Genomic DNA, 17,055 nt, shown 5'->3' on the forward strand with positions numbered 1-17,055 from the left:
CCCGCTCCATCAAGTGCTTCCGCGGCCCTGAGGTTCGCCGCAACCGGCTAGCGGGTGACGATCAGCCGCTGCGCCGCGAGCCCCGTAGCCGCTTCAACCTGTACGGTATATACGCCGGGGAGCACGCCCGTCAGGTCGGCGGTGAAGGAAGACCGGCCCGCCGCCCGGTATTCGCGCACTACCCGGCCCGCCGCGCCGATGACGCGGATGCGCTGCACCCGCGTGCCCGGCAGATCGGCCAGGTAAATCAATCCCGCCGTGGGGTTGGGGGCCAGCGAGAAGCGGAAATCTGCCGGGCGTGGCGGTCCGAACACCCCCGTCGTGGCCCGGGCGGGCAGGTCCGAGCGGTAGTAGGTGACGCCCCCGCGCTGGTTACCCAGGACGAAATCCACCTGAGCGTCGCCGTCGAAGTCCGCCACCGCGGGCGCGGAATACCCGCCGACGTCGAGGCCCGCCACCGTATCGCTCAGCGCCGTGAAGGGGACCGTGTAGTCGCTGAAGCGGTACGCCTCCAGGGTGCCCGCGCGGTTGCCCGTGACCAGCAGAAAGTCGTCTTCGTAGGGAAGTACGACCGGGCTGGGGTACCCGGTGGAGAAGCCCGGCCGGTTAGTATTGATCCCGCCCAGCTGCTCGATGTTGACGGCTGCCTTGGGGTCGGCATCGAAGGCCGGGAAGCCCTGGGAGCCGGTGTTGCGAAAGAAGCGGATGCGGCCGTCGTAGCCGCCCACCACCAGGTCCATCAGGCCGTCGCGGTTGAGGTCGGCCAGGTAGGGAGTGGACTGCTGCCCCGCGTCGAGGCCCTGAAAGTCGAAGACCGGCGCGGCGAAGGTGGCGGGCCGCCCGGGGCCGGCGGTGTTTTCGAGGTAGATGAGTCCGCCGCGCCGCTCTCCGATCACGGCGTCCACGTCGCCGTCGCCGTCCAGGTCGCCAAAGGCGGGCGCGAAGCCCGAGAACGTGGACTGGTACTGCGACAGGCCGAGGAAATCATCGTCGGCCAGCTCGAAGGCGGGGGCGCCACCCGGCGGCGTGACGTTGCGCAGCAGGCGCAGGCGGCTATTGATGCGGTTGTCCTGGCTGTAGTCCTCGGCGTTGCCGACGACCAGGTCGGGCCGTCCGTCGGCATCGTAGTCGAAGGCCGCGGGGCGTGATCCGGTCCCGAAGTCAAGGCTCTGGCGCACGAGCAGCTGGCTGTCCCGGAAGACGAAGTCCGGGGCGGCATCCGTACCCACGTTGCGGTAGTACCAGCCTACGTTCACGTCCTCGGCGTTCAAAGTCTGGCTGGGGCTGGCCACGAGGTCGCGGGCGCCGTCGCCGTCGATGTCCAGGTGGTAGGCCCCGGGGAAGAAGGGAATATTGGCGACCACGCCGTCGGAGTTCCAGGTCGGATCCTGGGCGTCGATGTAGGCCCGCTCGGGGGTACCGCCATTATAACCGAGCACGAGGTACTCGAAGGAAATGTCGCCCAGCATGATGTCCTTGACGCCGTCGCCGTCGTAGTCCAGCGTAAGTACGGTGGAGCCAGAGTGGCGCGATTCCACCGGCGTGCCGGGGTGCAGGGTGAGCGCGCACTGCCCGGGGCCGGAGGCCAGGTCCAGGGCGGTGGTGAGCCCGCTCTCGAAAAACCCGCCCCAGCATTCTTCCTCGAGGGTGTAGATCAGGGTATCACGTCCGAAACCGCGCTCCACGCTCTGGTTGCGGAAGTACTCCACGTAGCCGCCGGCCACGCTGAAGGTGAGGATATCGAGGTCGCCGTCGCCGTCGATGTCGTCGACCGCCGGGTAGTCGATGTTGGTGATGAAGAGCGGGATGGTGCCGTTGTTGAATGGGTAGCGAATACCGGCGTAGGTAGGCGTTGGCGGGAAGGTAAGCAGGTTGTCGCCGTCGCGCAGCCCCCGGAAGATGCGCAGCCCGTCGTTGGCGGCCGAGTAGGTGAAGAGGTCGTCGGTCCCGTCGCCGTCGTAGTCGCGCAGGATCACCCACCCGGTGAGGTCGTCGGGAAAGCCGGCCGTCAGCTCCGGGGCGGGAACGTAGTCGCCGGCGCCGTCGCCCTGCAGGGCTACCTGGGCATCGCCGGCCCGGTCGAAGAGGTAGAGGTCGTCGATGCCGTCGCCGTCCAGGTCGGTGGTCATCCACTGCGGCGCGTTGAGCCCGCCCAGCCAGGCCAGGGGCAGGGACGCGCCGGCCCGGTCGGTCACCGCCGGCTGGGCGGGGGTGAGGGCGAACTGGGCGGCCAGCAGGCACGGCAACGGGAGGAGACAGGCGAGGAGACAGGTACGGTTCATGGGCGACGGCAGTACAAGGTACGCCCACCGGGGCCGCCGGGTTGTCCGCCGGCGGGCCGCGACCGTATTTTCGGGTGGGGATGCCCTGGCGTATATTGGCGCGTCAAGCCCCCCGTATGCCCGCTCCCGCCCGCCTAGTCCTCCTGTTTCTGCTTTGTTGGTTTGCCGCTGATCTTGGCGCACAGTACCGGATGAGCCCGCGCGAGGGCGGCCTCTTCGTGGAGGGCGCGGACGCGGGTGCCACGTTCACCGTGAACGGGGAGGAGATCGTGGCTACGCCCGTCGGGGAAGGATTGCTGCTGGCCGTCGAGCCGGGCGTTCAGCTCATCCGGTCGGGGGAGCGCACTGAACTCTACCACCTCAGCGCGGAAGAGGGGCCCGACCAGCTACGGCGGATCCCGCTGTGGCTGTCTGTCCTCCCGCCCCTCATCGCGATCGGTCTGGCGCTGATCTTCAAGGAGGTGATCGTCTCGCTCTTTGCCGGGATCTGGGTGGGGGCCTTCATCGCCGGGGGGCTGCGCTTCGAGTGGTTCCTGGGGATCTTCCGGTCGCTGATGACCACCATCGACACCTACATCATCAATTCCCTCAACGACGCCGGCCACCTGTCCGTCCTGGTGTTCAGCCTCATGATCGGCGGCATGGTCGCCATCATCAGCCGCAACGGCGGCATGGCCGGCGTGGTCCAGCGCATGTCTGTCTACGCCACCAATCCGCGGCGCGGGCAGTTCGTCACCTGGCTGCTCGGGGTGGCGATCTTCTTCGACGACTACGCCAATACCCTGATCGTCGGCAACACGATGCGGTCGGTGACCGACAAGTTCCGCATCAGCCGGGAAAAGCTGGCCTACATTGTCGACTCCACGGCCGCGCCCGTGGCCTCGGTGGCCTTCATCACGACGTGGATCGGCGCCGAGCTCGGCTACATCGGCGACGGCATCGAGCAGGTCGATCACTTCGCCACTACCACCCCGTATGCGGTATTCATCGAGTCGCTGAAGTACAGCTACTACCCCATCCTCACCCTCGCCTTCATCCTGTACCTGATCTACCAGCGCCGCGACTTCGGGCCCATGCTGGCCGCCGAGCTGCGCGCCCGCACCACGGGCGTCGTAAAGGCCACGGGCGTCGAGCAGGACGCGGCCAGCGAGCAGGAGGACCTGACGCCCGTGCGCGGGGCTCCGCTGCGGGCGCGCAACGCCGCCATACCCGTGTTCGTGGTGGTGGTCATGACGATCATCGGGCTGGTCGATACCGGCCTCATCAGCCTGCACCAGGGGCTGGAGAACCCGCCGGGCACCAGCGACTGGGGTGCGGTGTGGGCATCGCTGGAGGGCAACTTCTTCGTCAAGCTCGGACTCATCATCGGGGCCGCGGATAGCTACGTGGCGCTGCTCTGGGCCAGCATGAGCGGGGTGCTGGCGGCCATGATCCTGACGATCTCCCAGCGCATCATGAACATCGAGCAGACCATCGGTTCGCTCACTTCCGGCTTCAAGGCCATGTTCTCGGCGGTGATGATCCTCACCCTGGCCTGGGCCCTGGCCCTGACGACCGAGGAATTACACACCGCCACCTTCCTGGTAGAGCTGCTGGGCGACGCCCTCAACCCCTACTTCATCCAGCCCGTCATCTTCGTGCTGGCCGCCCTGATCAGTTTCTCGACCGGCTCCAGCTGGAGCACCATGGCGATCCTCTATCCCATCGCTATCCCGCTCACCTGGACGGTCGCCATGAATAACGGGTGGGCCGAGCCGGACGCGGCGGGGCTGTTCTACAACATCATCAGTACCGTACTCGCCGCCAGCGTGCTCGGCGACCACTGCTCGCCCATCTCGGACACCACGATCCTGTCCAGCCTGGCCTCCGACTGCAACCACATCGACCACGTCCGTACCCAGCTGCCTTACGCCCTCACGGTCGGCTCCGTCGCCATGGCGTGTGGCTTCCTCTCTACCGTTCTCGGCGGTGGCTGGCTGGTATGCCTGTCCCTGATGGCCGGGGGACTGATCCTGCTCTTCTTTGTGGTGAAGACCGTAGGCAAGACCATGCAGATGGACGACTAGGCTACCGCGGGGCGGCCAGCCGGTAAACCCGTACCTCGCCGCGGCTCAGCAGCAGGCTGTCGAGGTACACCCGTACCTCCGGATTCTCGTCGATGGCGCGGGTATTGGAGTATAAGTGAGTGGCCCCGTAGTTTTCGACCATATCCCCGATCCAGGCCGGCCGCAGGCTGTTACCGGCGAAAATGTAGCCCTGCTTGCGGATTAGCCAGGTGAAGATCGTCGCGGTATTGTCGTTAACTACGATGACCCGGGCGTCGTCGTCGACGGCGGCGCGCAGCTCGTCCTGGTAGGCGAATACGTCCCGGAATTCCCCGTAGCGGTAGCTCATCGACACGTCCCAGTAGCCCTGCCGCAGGCTGTAGGCCGTGAGCGGGGCCGCGACCACGGCGGCGGCCACCAGGAACTGACCGATCCCGGCGCGGCTGCGGGCGGCGGTCCACTGCACCACACGACCGGCCCCGGCGCAGACCACGATGTACATCCACGGCAGGAGGGGCAGCAGGTAGTAGTCGTGTACGGTGGTGATGGTGTTCCACTGCAGCACCACGTAGAGCACCGTCATCAGGGCCAGGGCCCACACGTAGCGGGCGTAGGGTACGGTCACCCGCCGCGCCGCCGGCACGAATACCCCCAACAGGAAGAAGGCCCACACGGCGGGCGACAGCAGGTCGTAGGACAGGTACTGCTGGTAGAAGTAGCGCAGGATCGCGAGGTCCTGGGCCGACGTATTGGTGTTGCCGAAGATGCCGTACAGGGCCGGACTGCTCTTCCAGGTGGGCATCACCCAGGCGTACCAGGCCAGGGCCGGGCTGACGAGCAGCAACTGGATACCGGCGAAGGCGAACAGTTTGCCCAACGGACGCCGGCCGGTGAGCAATTCCACCAGGAAGTACACGATGGAAACAATGGAAAACATCAGGAAGGGCAGCTTCGCCAGGGTGCACAGCAGCAGGGCCAGTCCCGCTCCCGCCAGGTAGGTCAGTGCCCGGTAGCGGAAGTAGGCAAAGATCAGGTAGAGGTACCAGATCCCGGCCGCCAGGGCCAGCAGGTCGGGCTGCACGTTGACCGTATAGAAGTAGAACAGCGGGGAGAACTGCAGCAGTACCGTGCCCGCCAACGACAACCAGGCCGCGAAGCCCATCACGCGCAGCAGCCGGTAGAAGGCAAACAGGCCGAAGACACCGATAAGCCACACCGCCAGGCGGGCCACCAGCACCTCGCGGCCCGTCAGGCGCACGACCTGGGCGATGGCCCACTGCATGACCGGGAACTCCAGCCGCAGGATGTTGCTTTCCCCGTTCCACTCGCTGTCGCGGGGGTTCAGGATATCGTTGTCGTGGTAGGTGAAATTGTAGACGTTCCACATCGTCTGTGACTGCCGCCAGTTGTGGTGGCCCTGTATCTCGAGGGGGAAGATCGACCAGTGCAGCAGGAGGCTGACCACTAGGCTCAGTCCGAAAGCGAGCGGGACGGCGGTACGGGGGGGAAAGGTCACCGCCCAAAGGTAAAGCGGGATGATCGGCCGGCGGGTGATAACCGTTCGCCGTACGGCCTATCCGGGTTCAGCTTACGAGGTAGCCATGGCTGATCGCCAGTTCCTCGGCGGTATAGCCCGAGAAGGCATCGCTCACCGACGTGGCCCGCACCGCACCTGCGTCCCCCGCCACCACTTCCTCCTCCCGCACGGGGATGCCGAGGTCGGTGTACAGATCGCGGTAGTCGCGCCAGCGCAGGCGGTTCTGCGGCTGGATGTCGTTGTCGATACGGGCCCACTGCCGGTCGCTGTAGCGCAGGAAGTGGTAGATGTCGATGCCCGCGTCCAGATGGGCGAAGTGGTCCGAGAGATCGATGAAGTGGCTCATGACGCCGTCCGGCTTCCAGACCCGGCGGAATTCGGCCAGGATGCTGCGCAGGACGGGTGCGTGGACGTGCTCGAAGGTGTTATTGGAGCAGATGAAGTCGAAGTGGTCGTCGGGAAAATCGAGCCGCGTAGCATCCATCACCAGGGCGCGCAGGTGCAGGCGGGCGCTGATCTCGGCCTGATTGAGGGTGTCGCCCGCGGGCCCGCACAGTTCGCGGAGGGTGGCGAGCCGGTCGGGCCGGGGGTCGGATAGGTAGGGTTGCAGGCGGCCCGAATCGTGGTAGTCGAGGATGCGCCGCAGGGCGATCAGCTGCCGCTCGCGGTTCATCCAGCTGCGGATGTCGACGGAGACCACCTCCCGGAAGCCGGCCAGGAAGAGCAGGGCCGGCACGATGGGGTACCAGCCGGTACCGAGTTCGAGGGCCATGGCTTCGGCGGGCGGCACGGTGCCGTAGCGGGCGTAGTACTTCAGGTGGTCGCGGGCGGCCTCCAGCTTGTAGCGGAAGTGCCGGTCGTCGAGGTCGACCCCGCGGGTCACGTACTTCTGAAAGAAGAAATTGACCTGTTCCTTGTACGGCAGGAAGGAGATTGCCTTCTGTACCACCGCTTTGAGCCACCACTTCGCCATCAGACCTTGCGCCTTTCCCAGTAGTTCTGCCCCTCCACCTCTTCCAGTATCTGGAGGTAGGAGTAGTAGCGAAGGTCGGTGACGCGGTCGTCGCCCTCTTCCACCGATTCCTTGACGGCGCAGCCGGGCTCGTTGCGGTGCAGGCAGGAGCCGCCGAAGCGGCATTCCTCGCTCAGGGCGAAGATCTCGCGGAAATTGTGGGCCACGTCCTGCGGCTTCAGGTAATTGAAGCCCAGGGTCTTGATGCCCGGCGTGTCGATCAGCTCACCGCCGAAGCTGAGCTGGAAGAGCTCGGCGAAGGTGGTCGTGTGCTGCCCCTTGCCGGTATAGTCGGAGAGCTCGCCGGTGCGCAGCTCGAGGCGGGGCTCCACGGCGTTGACCAGGGTGCTCTTGCCTACGCCGCTCTGCCCGCTGAGGAGGTTGCGTTTGCCCTCCATGAGGTGGCGCAGTTCCTCGATGCCCTGCCCGGATACGGCGCTGACGAGCAGCACGGTGTAGCCGATGTCGGTGTACAGGTCGTGGATCACCTGGTAGGTTTCCATCTCGTCCTCCCCGTAGCGGTCGGCCTTGTTGACCACGATGATGGTGGGGATGCCGAAGGGCTCGGTCATCAGCAGGAAGCGGTCGATGAAGCCCAGCTTCACCCCGGGGTCGATGATGGTGGTGATGAGGATGGCCTGGTCGACGTTGCTGGCCAGCAGGTGAAGGTCGTGCTTGCGCCGGGGGCTCTGCCGCACCACGTAGTTGCGGCGGTCGGCGATGGCGCGGATGGCGCCGGTCTCGGCATCGCTGCCGGTCTCTACTTCGACCGATACCCGGTCGCCGACGGCGATGGGATTGGTGAGGTTGAGGTCGTCCAGCCGGAATTTACCGGCCACGCGGCAGCGCAATTCGCGGTCGCCCCCGGGGGTGGGTGCGTCCAGGAGAACGTTGTACCAGCTGCCGGTGGATTTAACTACGGTGCCTTCGATCATGCCCGGTAAAGGTCGCTAATTCGCCGCAAAGTTGCGGGTATTCCCGCCCCCGGGGTACAGTAGGCGGGGTTTTGGTCGTTGTCCCCCTGCATTCACTCACGCCATGTTTCCGATCATGCCGCCGCGCGGAGGGGTACTTCGCCCCTTACTTTTCTTCCTGCTTTCCCTCCCGGTCGCCGCCCTGTGCGCCCAATCCGCCTACCTGCAACCCGTGGCGCGCAGCGGGGACCTGCTGCCGCGCGACAACCGCGAGCCCTTCTACCCCACGGCCGTCGTACATACCGACTCCGCCGGCTTCCTCGTGCAGTACCACAACCGCGCGGGGTGCCGGGGCGACCTCGACTGCTACCACTACCAGCTCGTGCAGGTGGCCCCCGACCTCGGAGCGAGCCGCCGCCTGGCGCCCGACCTTGGCGCGCGTGATCCCTCTTCCTTCCTCACCATCAATCAGCTGGGCGGGCGCATCAACGTGTACTTCCGCGACCTCAATCCCCTGACCGGCCGGCGGGAATACGCCGCCCGCAGCTACGCGGCCACCGACCTACGTGCGGCCGGACGGGAAAAGCCAGTAGGCTCCATTCTGGTCAGCAAGCATGGCCGCGCGGCGGGGGCCAACTTCCGGACCAACGACCGCACCGGCCGCCTCGCTACCCTGCTGCAGGACAAATCCGAGCGAAGCGACGCCTACGCCCCCGTGCGCGTCACCCTGTACGACAGCCTCCACCAGGTGGTCTGGGAACGCGGGATCGCTGCCGTGGGGGGCAATCCGAAACTCCGGATCACGGACGCTACCGTCCGCGACGACGACCAGGTAGCCGCCCTGGTCGAGTTCGGCGACAGCAACGACCGCTACCTGTTGCTCATCGGTCCCGGGGGGGTTACGGAGCGGCGCATTGAGGTGCCCGGGGCCTCCGCGGTACTGCCCATGCTGGAATACGCCCAGGGGAACGTTCCGGACCTCTTCGTCTTCGGCAAGTACTATACCGAGGGTGCCGGGGTGCCCGCCGGCCTTTTCCTCCTGAAGTACGACCCGGCGGAGTTATCCGATGTACGTACCACCCTCGTGCCCCTCAGTCAGGACGCAACGCAACAGGGACTGCGGCGGAGCGCGGGTGCGGTGGACGTACCCGCCCCCACCCTGCCCTACTTCAACCACGTCCGCTTCCTGCCGACCCCCGACGGCGGCGGCTACCTGGTCGGCAACACCTACGACTCCGAGTGGAAGGTCACCCCCCAACAGTCGTACCGCCGCGAACGCTACGGGGCGATCAGCGTGCTCCGGTTCACGCCCGGGGGCGAGTGCGGCTGGGTACGCAACCTGTACCGCGCGATCGACTGGCCGCAGGGCCTCACCATCCGCGAGCGCTTCGGCGCCCACCTGGTGGGTAATGACCTGGTCGTGCTCTTCAACTACGACGGGCACGGGGACCCGGTGACGGGAGACGGCTTGCGCACCCTGACCTTCCTGCCGGATATGGCTGCGGCGATTTTCCGGCTCAGCCCGGAGAACGAGGTGCGGCGGCGGGACCTGCTGCCCTTTGACGCGGAGAAGAGTATATTAGTACCTCCCGTATCGGTGCTCTCCGCCGACGGCAACGTACTGCACGCCGCGATCGAGAAACCCATGGGATTCCGTAAGATCTATACGTATACCCTCGACTGGTGAGCCGCTCCCACATCTACCACACCCATACTGCCTGGACGGGCAACCGCGGCAGCGGCACCCTGGACTACCGCGCCTACGCCCGCGATCACGAGATCCGTGGGGAGAATAAGGCCACCCACATCGAAGGGTCGAGCGATCCGCTCTTCCGCGGCGACGCGGAGCGGTACAACCCCGAGGAGCTTTTCCTGGCCAGTCTGTCATCGTGCCACATGCTCTGGTACCTCCACCTGGCGGCCGTCAACGGCGTGGTGGTGCTGGCCTACGAAGACCACGCCGAGGGCGAAATGGAGGAGGCCGAGGACGGTGCCGGCCGGTTTACCCGGGTGACGCTGCGGCCCCGGGTGCGCATCTCCCGGGCCGGGCAGATCGAACTGGCGGACGCGCTCCACGCCGAGGCGGGCAAAAAGTGCTTCATCGCCAACTCCGTACGGGTCGAACTCCAGTACGCCCCGCAGACCACCGCCGGCTAGGATGCTGCCTCCGGCAGCGACAGTACAACGCTGCCTCCGGTAGCGACAGTACGATGCGCTCTCCGAGCGCGCGAAACGCCCCCGTCCCTCCGAAACGCGAGCAAACCCCCTCGGTCCGCAGCAAACCAAGCGATGGAGGTGCAGTCCCCCGCGATGGTCCTCCCGTACCGGTAGTCGTACCTTGCAACAATCCGCACCCCGATCCGGGTGACCGGCGAATAAACGTACGTAAACGTCTATAATCGATTATATACGTTTAAAGACGCCGCACCCGCGCTCCGCCGCCCGTACTTGCGGGCCGAACGCAAAACGAAGAATCATGTCTACCAATCCGGAACTTGACCTCGCCTACCGCTTCATCCGCGAAACCGACCGCCACATCTTCCTGACGGGCAAGGCGGGGACGGGCAAGACCACCTTCCTGCACCGGGTGCGCGAGGAGGTCGTCAAGCGCAAGGTGGTGGTGGCCCCGACGGGCGTCGCCGCGATCAACGCCAAGGGCGTCACCATCCACAGTCAGTTTCAGTTGCCGTTCGGGGTACTGGCCCCCGACCGGCTCACCGCCGAGTTGCGCAAGCACCGCCTGAGCAACAAGAAGGTGGAAGTGCTGCGGAGCCTCGACCTCCTGATCATCGACGAGATCAGCATGGTGCGGGCCGACGTACTGGACGCCATGGGGGCCGTGCTGCGCAAGTACCGGGGGAACGACCGCCCCTTCGGCGGGGTGCAGGTGCTCATGATCGGAGATCTGCACCAGCTGCCGCCGGTGGTACGGGACGCCGACTGGGACCAGCTGCGCCTCCACTACGCTACCCCCTACTTTTTCGGTAGCCGCGAACTGAAGGAGGCGGGCGTGCGGACGGTGCAGCTGCGGCACATTTACCGGCAATCGGACGCGGACTTCATTGAGTTGCTCAACGCGGTGCGCCACGACCGGCTGGGCCCGGAAGGCCTGGCCCGGTTGAATTCCCGGTACCTGGGTCCGGACTTCACGCCCCCCGCCGGGGATGACTACATCACCCTGACCTCGCACAACCGGACGGCGGACGCCATCAACGAGCAGCAGCTGGCGACCCTTTCCACGCCCGCGTTCACCTTTGAGGCGCGGGTCGGCGGCAACTTCCCGGAATCGATGTACCCCAACGATCCGAAGCTGACCTTTCGGGTCGGCGCCCAGGTCATGTTCAACAAGAACGACACCGCCGAGCACCGCTACTACAACGGCAAGATCGGGCGCATCACGGCCATCGCCGGGGACCGGATTACGGTGGACTGCCCCGACGACGAGGAGCCCATCCAGGTAACGCCGGTCGAATGGGAAAACCGCAAGTACGAACTGACGAAGAACAAGGAGGTGACCGACGAGGTGATCGGCACCTTCGAGCAGCATCCGCTGCGCCTGGCGTGGGCCATCACGATCCATAAGAGTCAGGGCCTGACCTTCGAGCGCGTCATCATTGACGCGGCCAAGGCATTCGCCCACGGGCAGGTCTACGTAGCCCTCAGCCGGTGCAAGACGTTCGAAGGGATCGTGTTGCGGAGCCGCATCGGAGACGAAAGCGTTCGGACGGACCGGGTCGTCAGCGACTATTCCACCCGCGCGGAACGGGAGGCGCCCACTGACGCAGACCTGCGGGAAGACAGGCGTATCTACCAACTCAACTGCCTGCAGGACCTGTTCGACTTCGAGCCGGTCGGCCGAAGCCTGGCCCGCCTCGAACGGAGCCTCTTTGAGCACGAGAAGGCCGTCCAGGGTGAGGCCCTGGAGGAGGTGCGCGAGATACGTCCGCGCCTGGAGGAGATCGCGAAGGTGTGCCGCGGCTTTTCGCTCCAACTGAACGGATACGCGCGGGCGGATGAACTGCCCGCCGAGCACGCCGAACTGACCGGCCGCCTGGAAAAGGCGCGGGCCTACCTGCTGCCCCGGCTCCGGGAACTGTACGGAGAGCTGGGACAGCTGTCGTTCATGTCGGACAACCAAAAGGTCTACGAGACCGTCAGTGAGCGGCTCAAGCAGGCCGGGCTCTCCCTGCTCTTGAAACTGCGTGGACTCGAATCGCTGGAGGGCGGCCTGGACCCGGACCGCTACGTCCGCGCCCGGGCCGATGCCACGCTGGAATTTGCCAAACAGGACCGTACGGCCACGCCCCGCCGCTCCGTCCCCAAAACCACCCGCCACCCGCTCCTGTACGAGCGGCTGACGGAGTGGCGCACCGCCCAGGCCGCCGCCACGGATATTCCCCCGTACCGCATCCTGCACAACTCCGTGCTCCTGGGGATCGCGGATACCCTGCCCGGTGACCGCGATGCCCTATTGTCCATATCCGGCGTGGGAAAGCGATCCTTCGAGCGTTACGGTGCCGACCTCCTTGCCCTGGTGGAGGCGTACGCCGGCGAGCACGACCTGGACCTGTCCGCCGGACAGTTGGAGTTGCCGGATCCTACGCCGGCGAAGCCGGCCAGTCCGACGCGCGCAGTGACGCTGGCGGCCTTCCGCGGGGGAAAGTCGGTCGCCGAGATCGCTGCGGACCGGGGGTTTACGGAGGGCACCATCAACGGACACCTCCTGTACTGGATCCGGGAAGGGGAGTTACGGGCCGAGGATGTCCTTCCGCCGGAGCGGCTTACCGCGCTCACCACGTATCTGAGTACCTACAGCGGAGAGGGGTGGAAGCCGGTCTTCGATCACTTCGGCGGCACCTACAGCTACGATGAGATCCGGATGGCGGGCGCGGCCCTGGACAGCGGGGTGAAAGCCGAGGAATAAAGATTTTTCCGGATCCTGGTCGGGGCGAAGAGGGATTTCGGTCCCGTTCGCAGCATCCGTCCTAGGGAACGCCACCACCGCCGGGGGGGCAGAAACCTTGTTCCCGACGGAACCACGATCCCTGACCCGTGAGGTCGGGGCATAAAAAAAGAGGCAACAAGTTGCCTCCCAATAACCCCAAAAAACCAAATGAAAACTAAATCTTGAAAAGGGCAGCAGGATATTCTACCGCCATTTCCTACCGTTAAGGTAAAATAAATTTAATTGCCGCCAAGCGATCCGACAAATTTTTTTCTTCCGACGGATACTTTTTTCGCCGATCCCTCCCGCAACCGTGCCTGCCGGGGATTCGTTACCTTTGCATCATGTCAGTACGCAGCATCATCGACGGCATAATTACCGACGGCACCCGTTGTCCGTAGGAACGCTATCGTACGCCACGCACTGAAAGCTCCGACGGAACCGCCCCATCGGAGCTTTTTTATTTTTGCCCCCCCAATCCCCCGCTATGTATAAGGAATTCAAGACCCTCGACCTGCCCGCCATCGACCGCGAGATCCTGGCCTTCTGGGAAGACAACGACATCTTCCGGCGCAGTATCGAGGAACGGCCTACCGAAAACACCTTCGTTTTTTACGAAGGCCCGCCCAGCGCCAACGGACAGCCGGGGATCCACCACGTGATGGCGCGGACCATCAAGGACCTGTTCTGCCGCTTCCACACCCTGCAGGGACAGCGCGTCGAACGCAAGGGGGGCTGGGACACCCACGGCCTGCCCATCGAGCTGAAGGTCGAGTCGGAGCTGGGCATCACCAAGGAGGATATCGGCACCAAGATCAGCGTCGACGACTACAATCAGGCGTGCCGGGAAACCGTCATGCGCTTCAAGAACCGCTGGGACGACATCACCCGCAAGATGGGCTACTGGGTGGACCTGGACCACCCCTACATCACCTACGAGCGGGAGTACATGGAGTCGGTCTGGTGGCTGCTCAAGCAGATCTACGACAAGGGCCTCATCTACAAGGGCTACACCATCCAGCCCTACAGCCCCGCCGCCGGCACCGGCCTGAGTTCCCACGAATTGAATATGCCGGGGGCCTACCAGGACGTGACGGATACTACGGTGGTGGCGATGTTCCGGTTGTTGCGTCCGGGAGTTGATACGTCCGGGCGTGCCGGCGAAGCCGTGCCGCCAGAACCCAACAGCGCAACAACCCAGGCCCTCAACGATGCCTACCTGATCGCCTGGACCACCACCCCCTGGACGCTGCCCAGCAATACCGCCCTCACAGTAGGCCCGGACATCGACTACGTTCGCGTACAGACCACTAATCCCTACAGCGGTGAGCCCATCACCGTAGTGCTGGCGGATGCCCTCGTCGACAAGTGGTTCGGCGGCCACAACCAGCCCATGGTGTCGGAGAAGAGCGCCCCCTTCAAGGGAAGCGAGCTCGTGGGGCTCCGCTACGAGCAGCTGCTGCCGGGCGCAATGCCGACCGACGGCGACGCCTTCCGCGTGATCCCCGGTGACTTCGTGACCACCGAAGCCGGTACGGGCATCGTACACACCGCTCCCAGCTTCGGTGCGGACGATATGCAGGTCGGCAAGGCCAACGGCATCGGTTCCCTGACCCTGGTCGACAAGACCGGCAAATTCACGGAGGACGCCGGCCCCTTCGCCGGTCGCTACGTAAAGAACTACAAGGACGAGGAAGACTACGTCGACGTGAACGTGGACATCGCCGTCCACCTGAAGAAGCGCGGCCTGGCCTTCAACGTCGCCAAATACAACCACAGCTACCCCCACTGCTGGCGGACGGACAAGCCCGTACTCTACTACCCCCTCGACAGCTGGTTCATCAAGGCCAGCGCCGTCAAGGAGCGGATGCAGGAGCTGAACCGCACCATCAACTGGCAGCCGGCCAGCACCGGGGAAGGCCGCTTTGGTAAGTGGCTCGAAAACCTGCAGGACTGGAACCTCAGCCGCAGCCGCTACTGGGGTATCCCCCTGCCGATCTGGCGAAGCGAGGACGGCGCGGAGGAGGTCTTCATCGGCTCCCTCACCGAGCTGGAGGAGCAAATCAGCCTGGCCAACCGGGAACTCGGCCTCAACCAGGAAGTGCCGCAGGACATCCACCGCCCCTACATCGACGAGGTCATTCTCTGGAAGAATGGCCAGCGGCTGACGCGCGAGCTCGACCTGATCGACGTCTGGTTCGACTCCGGCAGCATGCCGTACGCCCAGTGGCATTACCCCTTCGCGAACAAGGAGGTGTTCGACCGGTCTTTCCCGGCCGACTTCATCGCCGAGGGCGTCGACCAGACCCGCGGTTGGTTCTACACCCTGCACGCCATCGCCACGATGGTCTTCGACTCGGTCGCTTTCAAGAACGTGGTGTCCAATGGCCTGGTGCTGGACAAGGACGGCAAGAAAATGTCCAAGCGCCTGGGCAACGCCGTCGATCCTTTCCTGACCATCGACACCTACGGCGCCGACGCCACCCGCTGGTACATGATCGCCAACAGCGCGCCCTGGGACAACCTCAAGTTCGACCTCGAGGGTGTCCGGGAGGTACAGCGGCGCTTCTTCGGTACCCTGTACAATACCTACGGCTTCTTCGCGCTCTACGCCAACATCGACACCTATGACCCGACCGCCGATACGCCCGTGGCGCACGATGAGCGGGCCGAAATCGACCGGTGGGTGCTCAGCCGCCTGAACAGCCTGACCCGCGAAGTCACCACCCAGCTGGCCGCCTACGACGCCACGCCCGCCTGCCGGGCCATCGAGAGCTTCGTGAACGACGAGCTGAGCAACTGGTACGTGCGGCAGAGCCGCCGCCGCTTCTGGCGCGGGGAAATGACCAATGACAAGCGCGCCGCCTACCAGACGCTGCACACCTGCCTCACCCGGGTCGCCCAGCTGATGTCGCCCGTGGCCCCCTTCTTCTCCGACTGGCTCTACCGCAACCTGCTGCCGGACACACACGAAGACCGTGCCGCCTCCGTTCACCTGACCCTGCTCGACGCACCCGACACCTCCCACATCGACGACGACCTCGAACGCCGCATGGCCTACGCCCAGCGCATTTCCTCGCTGGTCCTGAGCCTGCGGAAGCGCGAAAAGCTGCGCGTGCGGCAACCGCTGCAGAAGATCCTGGTACCCGCCCTCGACGCCGAGTTCCGGCGGAGGGTGGCCGACGTAGCGGACATCATCCGCGCCGAAACCAACATCAAGGAAGTGGAATTCCTCACCGACGACGGCTTCCTCAAGAAGACGATCAAACCCAACTTCAAGGTCCTGGGCAAGCGACTGGGCAAGCAGATGAAGGCCGCGGCGGCGGCCATCGGAGGTATGTCTACCGAAGCCATCAACGACCTGGAACGGCAGGGCGCCTATACCCTCGACGTGAACGGCGAAGCGGTTACCGTCACCGCCGCCGAGGTTGACATCCTGACCGAGGACATCCCCGGCTGGAAGGTCGCCACCGACGGTGAGCTGACCGTGGCCCTCGACGTCAACGTCACGCCCGAACTGGCCCGGGAGGGCGTAGCCCGCGAGCTCGTCAGCCGCATCCAGAACCTGCGCAAGGATTCCGGATTAGAAGTGACCGATCGGATCGACCTGCGCCTGCAGACGTCCGCGGACGTGCGGGAGGCCGTGGACGCCCACCGCGACTACATTATGGAGGAAACACTGGCCGATCACCTCGCATTCGCCGACGACGTAGCGGCCGAGCCCTTTGAGCTCCCCGGTGCGGCCGAGGCGCGGGTGTCCCTGTCTACCGTAGCCCAGCCCCAAGCCTGATGGCCAAGACACTGATCATCGTGGGCAGCGCCCGGGGCGACGGCAATACCGCCGCCGCGGCCCGCGAACTGGAGGAACGCACCGAAGGCAAACTGATCGATCTGCTGGACCACCGGATTGCTCCCTACGACTACGGTAACGACTATCCGGACGACGACGACTTCCTTAGTCTCGCCCGCCGGATCGTCATTTACGACCGGGTCATCCTGGCCAGCCCCGTCTACTGGTACAGCATGAGCGGCGGCATGAAGGACTTCCTGGACCGCTTCACCGACCTGCTGACTTTCCATAAGGACCTGGGTCGGCGCCTGCGGGGCAAGGAAATGGGCGTACTTTCCTGCTCGGCCGAGCAGAAGGTCAATCCCGGGTTTTACGAACCCTTCCGTCTCTCCGCGGACTACCTCGGTATGTCGTACGGCCCGGAGTATCACGGCTGGGTGCGGGGCTCCCGCGTAGACCTGCAGGAGTTCAGCTAGTGTAAAGGAGTATCACACAGGCCGCGGATACCGCAAGGCGCCGAGCCACCCGAA

General features: G+C 65.1%; 10 protein-coding genes. 6 read left to right on the forward strand and 4 right to left on the reverse strand.

Annotated features, from left to right (window positions below):
* Positions 1–47: 47 nt before the first annotated feature.
* Positions 48–2,282, reverse strand: a complete 2,235-nt coding sequence (locus DQG19_RS08740; RefSeq protein ID WP_116125877.1) for a T9SS type A sorting domain-containing protein — start codon at positions 2,280–2,282, stop codon at positions 48–50.
* Positions 2,283–2,398: 116 nt separating this feature from the next.
* Here DQG19_RS08740 and DQG19_RS08745 point away from each other — a divergent pair, with 116 nt between their 5' ends.
* The gene (locus DQG19_RS08745) at positions 2,399–4,348 is read left to right on the forward strand and encodes a Na+/H+ antiporter NhaC family protein (RefSeq protein WP_116125878.1); all 1,950 of its coding nucleotides are present in this window, start codon (positions 2,399–2,401) and stop codon (positions 4,346–4,348) included.
* 1 nt (position 4,349) lies between these two features.
* On the opposite strand, the gene DQG19_RS08750 is transcribed toward DQG19_RS08745, so the two are convergent.
* From DQG19_RS08750 to rsgA, 3 genes are all read right to left on the reverse strand, one after another.
* Positions 4,350–5,843, reverse strand: coding sequence for a glycosyltransferase family 39 protein (locus DQG19_RS08750; RefSeq protein WP_116125879.1), 1,494 nt, complete (start codon positions 5,841–5,843; stop codon positions 4,350–4,352).
* A gap of 67 nt (positions 5,844–5,910) precedes the next feature.
* Positions 5,911–6,837: a class I SAM-dependent methyltransferase gene (locus DQG19_RS08755; protein ID WP_116125880.1), complete on the reverse strand. Its 927-nt coding sequence runs from the start codon at positions 6,835–6,837 to the stop codon at positions 5,911–5,913.
* Positions 6,837–7,811 (reverse strand): ribosome small subunit-dependent GTPase A, encoded by a 975-nt coding sequence (rsgA, locus tag DQG19_RS08760; RefSeq protein ID WP_198661692.1) that lies wholly within the window; start codon positions 7,809–7,811, stop codon positions 6,837–6,839. Before rsgA ends, DQG19_RS08755 begins: the two co-directional genes overlap by 1 nt.
* A 103-nt stretch (positions 7,812–7,914) precedes the next feature.
* Between rsgA and DQG19_RS08765 the strand changes: the two genes are divergently transcribed.
* From DQG19_RS08765 to DQG19_RS08785, 5 genes are all read left to right on the forward strand, one after another.
* Positions 7,915–9,477: a hypothetical protein gene (locus DQG19_RS08765; RefSeq protein WP_116125881.1), complete on the forward strand. Its 1,563-nt coding sequence runs from the start codon at positions 7,915–7,917 to the stop codon at positions 9,475–9,477.
* Complete coding sequence (locus DQG19_RS08770) at positions 9,474–9,947, forward strand: OsmC family protein (protein WP_116125882.1); 474 nt, start codon at positions 9,474–9,476, stop codon at positions 9,945–9,947. The genes DQG19_RS08765 and DQG19_RS08770 overlap by 4 nt, the downstream gene beginning before the upstream one ends.
* Positions 9,948–10,266: 319 nt before the next feature.
* Complete coding sequence (locus DQG19_RS08775) at positions 10,267–12,714, forward strand: HRDC domain-containing protein (RefSeq protein WP_116125883.1); 2,448 nt, start codon at positions 10,267–10,269, stop codon at positions 12,712–12,714.
* A gap of 508 nt (positions 12,715–13,222) precedes the next feature.
* Entirely contained in the window at positions 13,223–16,525 is a 3,303-nt protein-coding gene (gene ileS, locus DQG19_RS08780; RefSeq protein WP_116125884.1) for an isoleucine--tRNA ligase, read from the forward strand.
* Positions 16,525–17,001, forward strand: a complete 477-nt coding sequence (locus tag DQG19_RS08785; RefSeq protein ID WP_116125885.1) for a flavodoxin family protein — start codon at positions 16,525–16,527, stop codon at positions 16,999–17,001. Before ileS ends, DQG19_RS08785 begins: the two co-directional genes overlap by 1 nt.
* Positions 17,002–17,055: the final 54 nt, after the last annotated feature.

Origin of the sequence: Lewinella sp. IMCC34183 (assembly GCF_003390915.1) — a bacterium.
In the GTDB taxonomy this organism is placed as follows: Bacteria; Bacteroidota; Bacteroidia; order Chitinophagales; family Saprospiraceae; genus Neolewinella.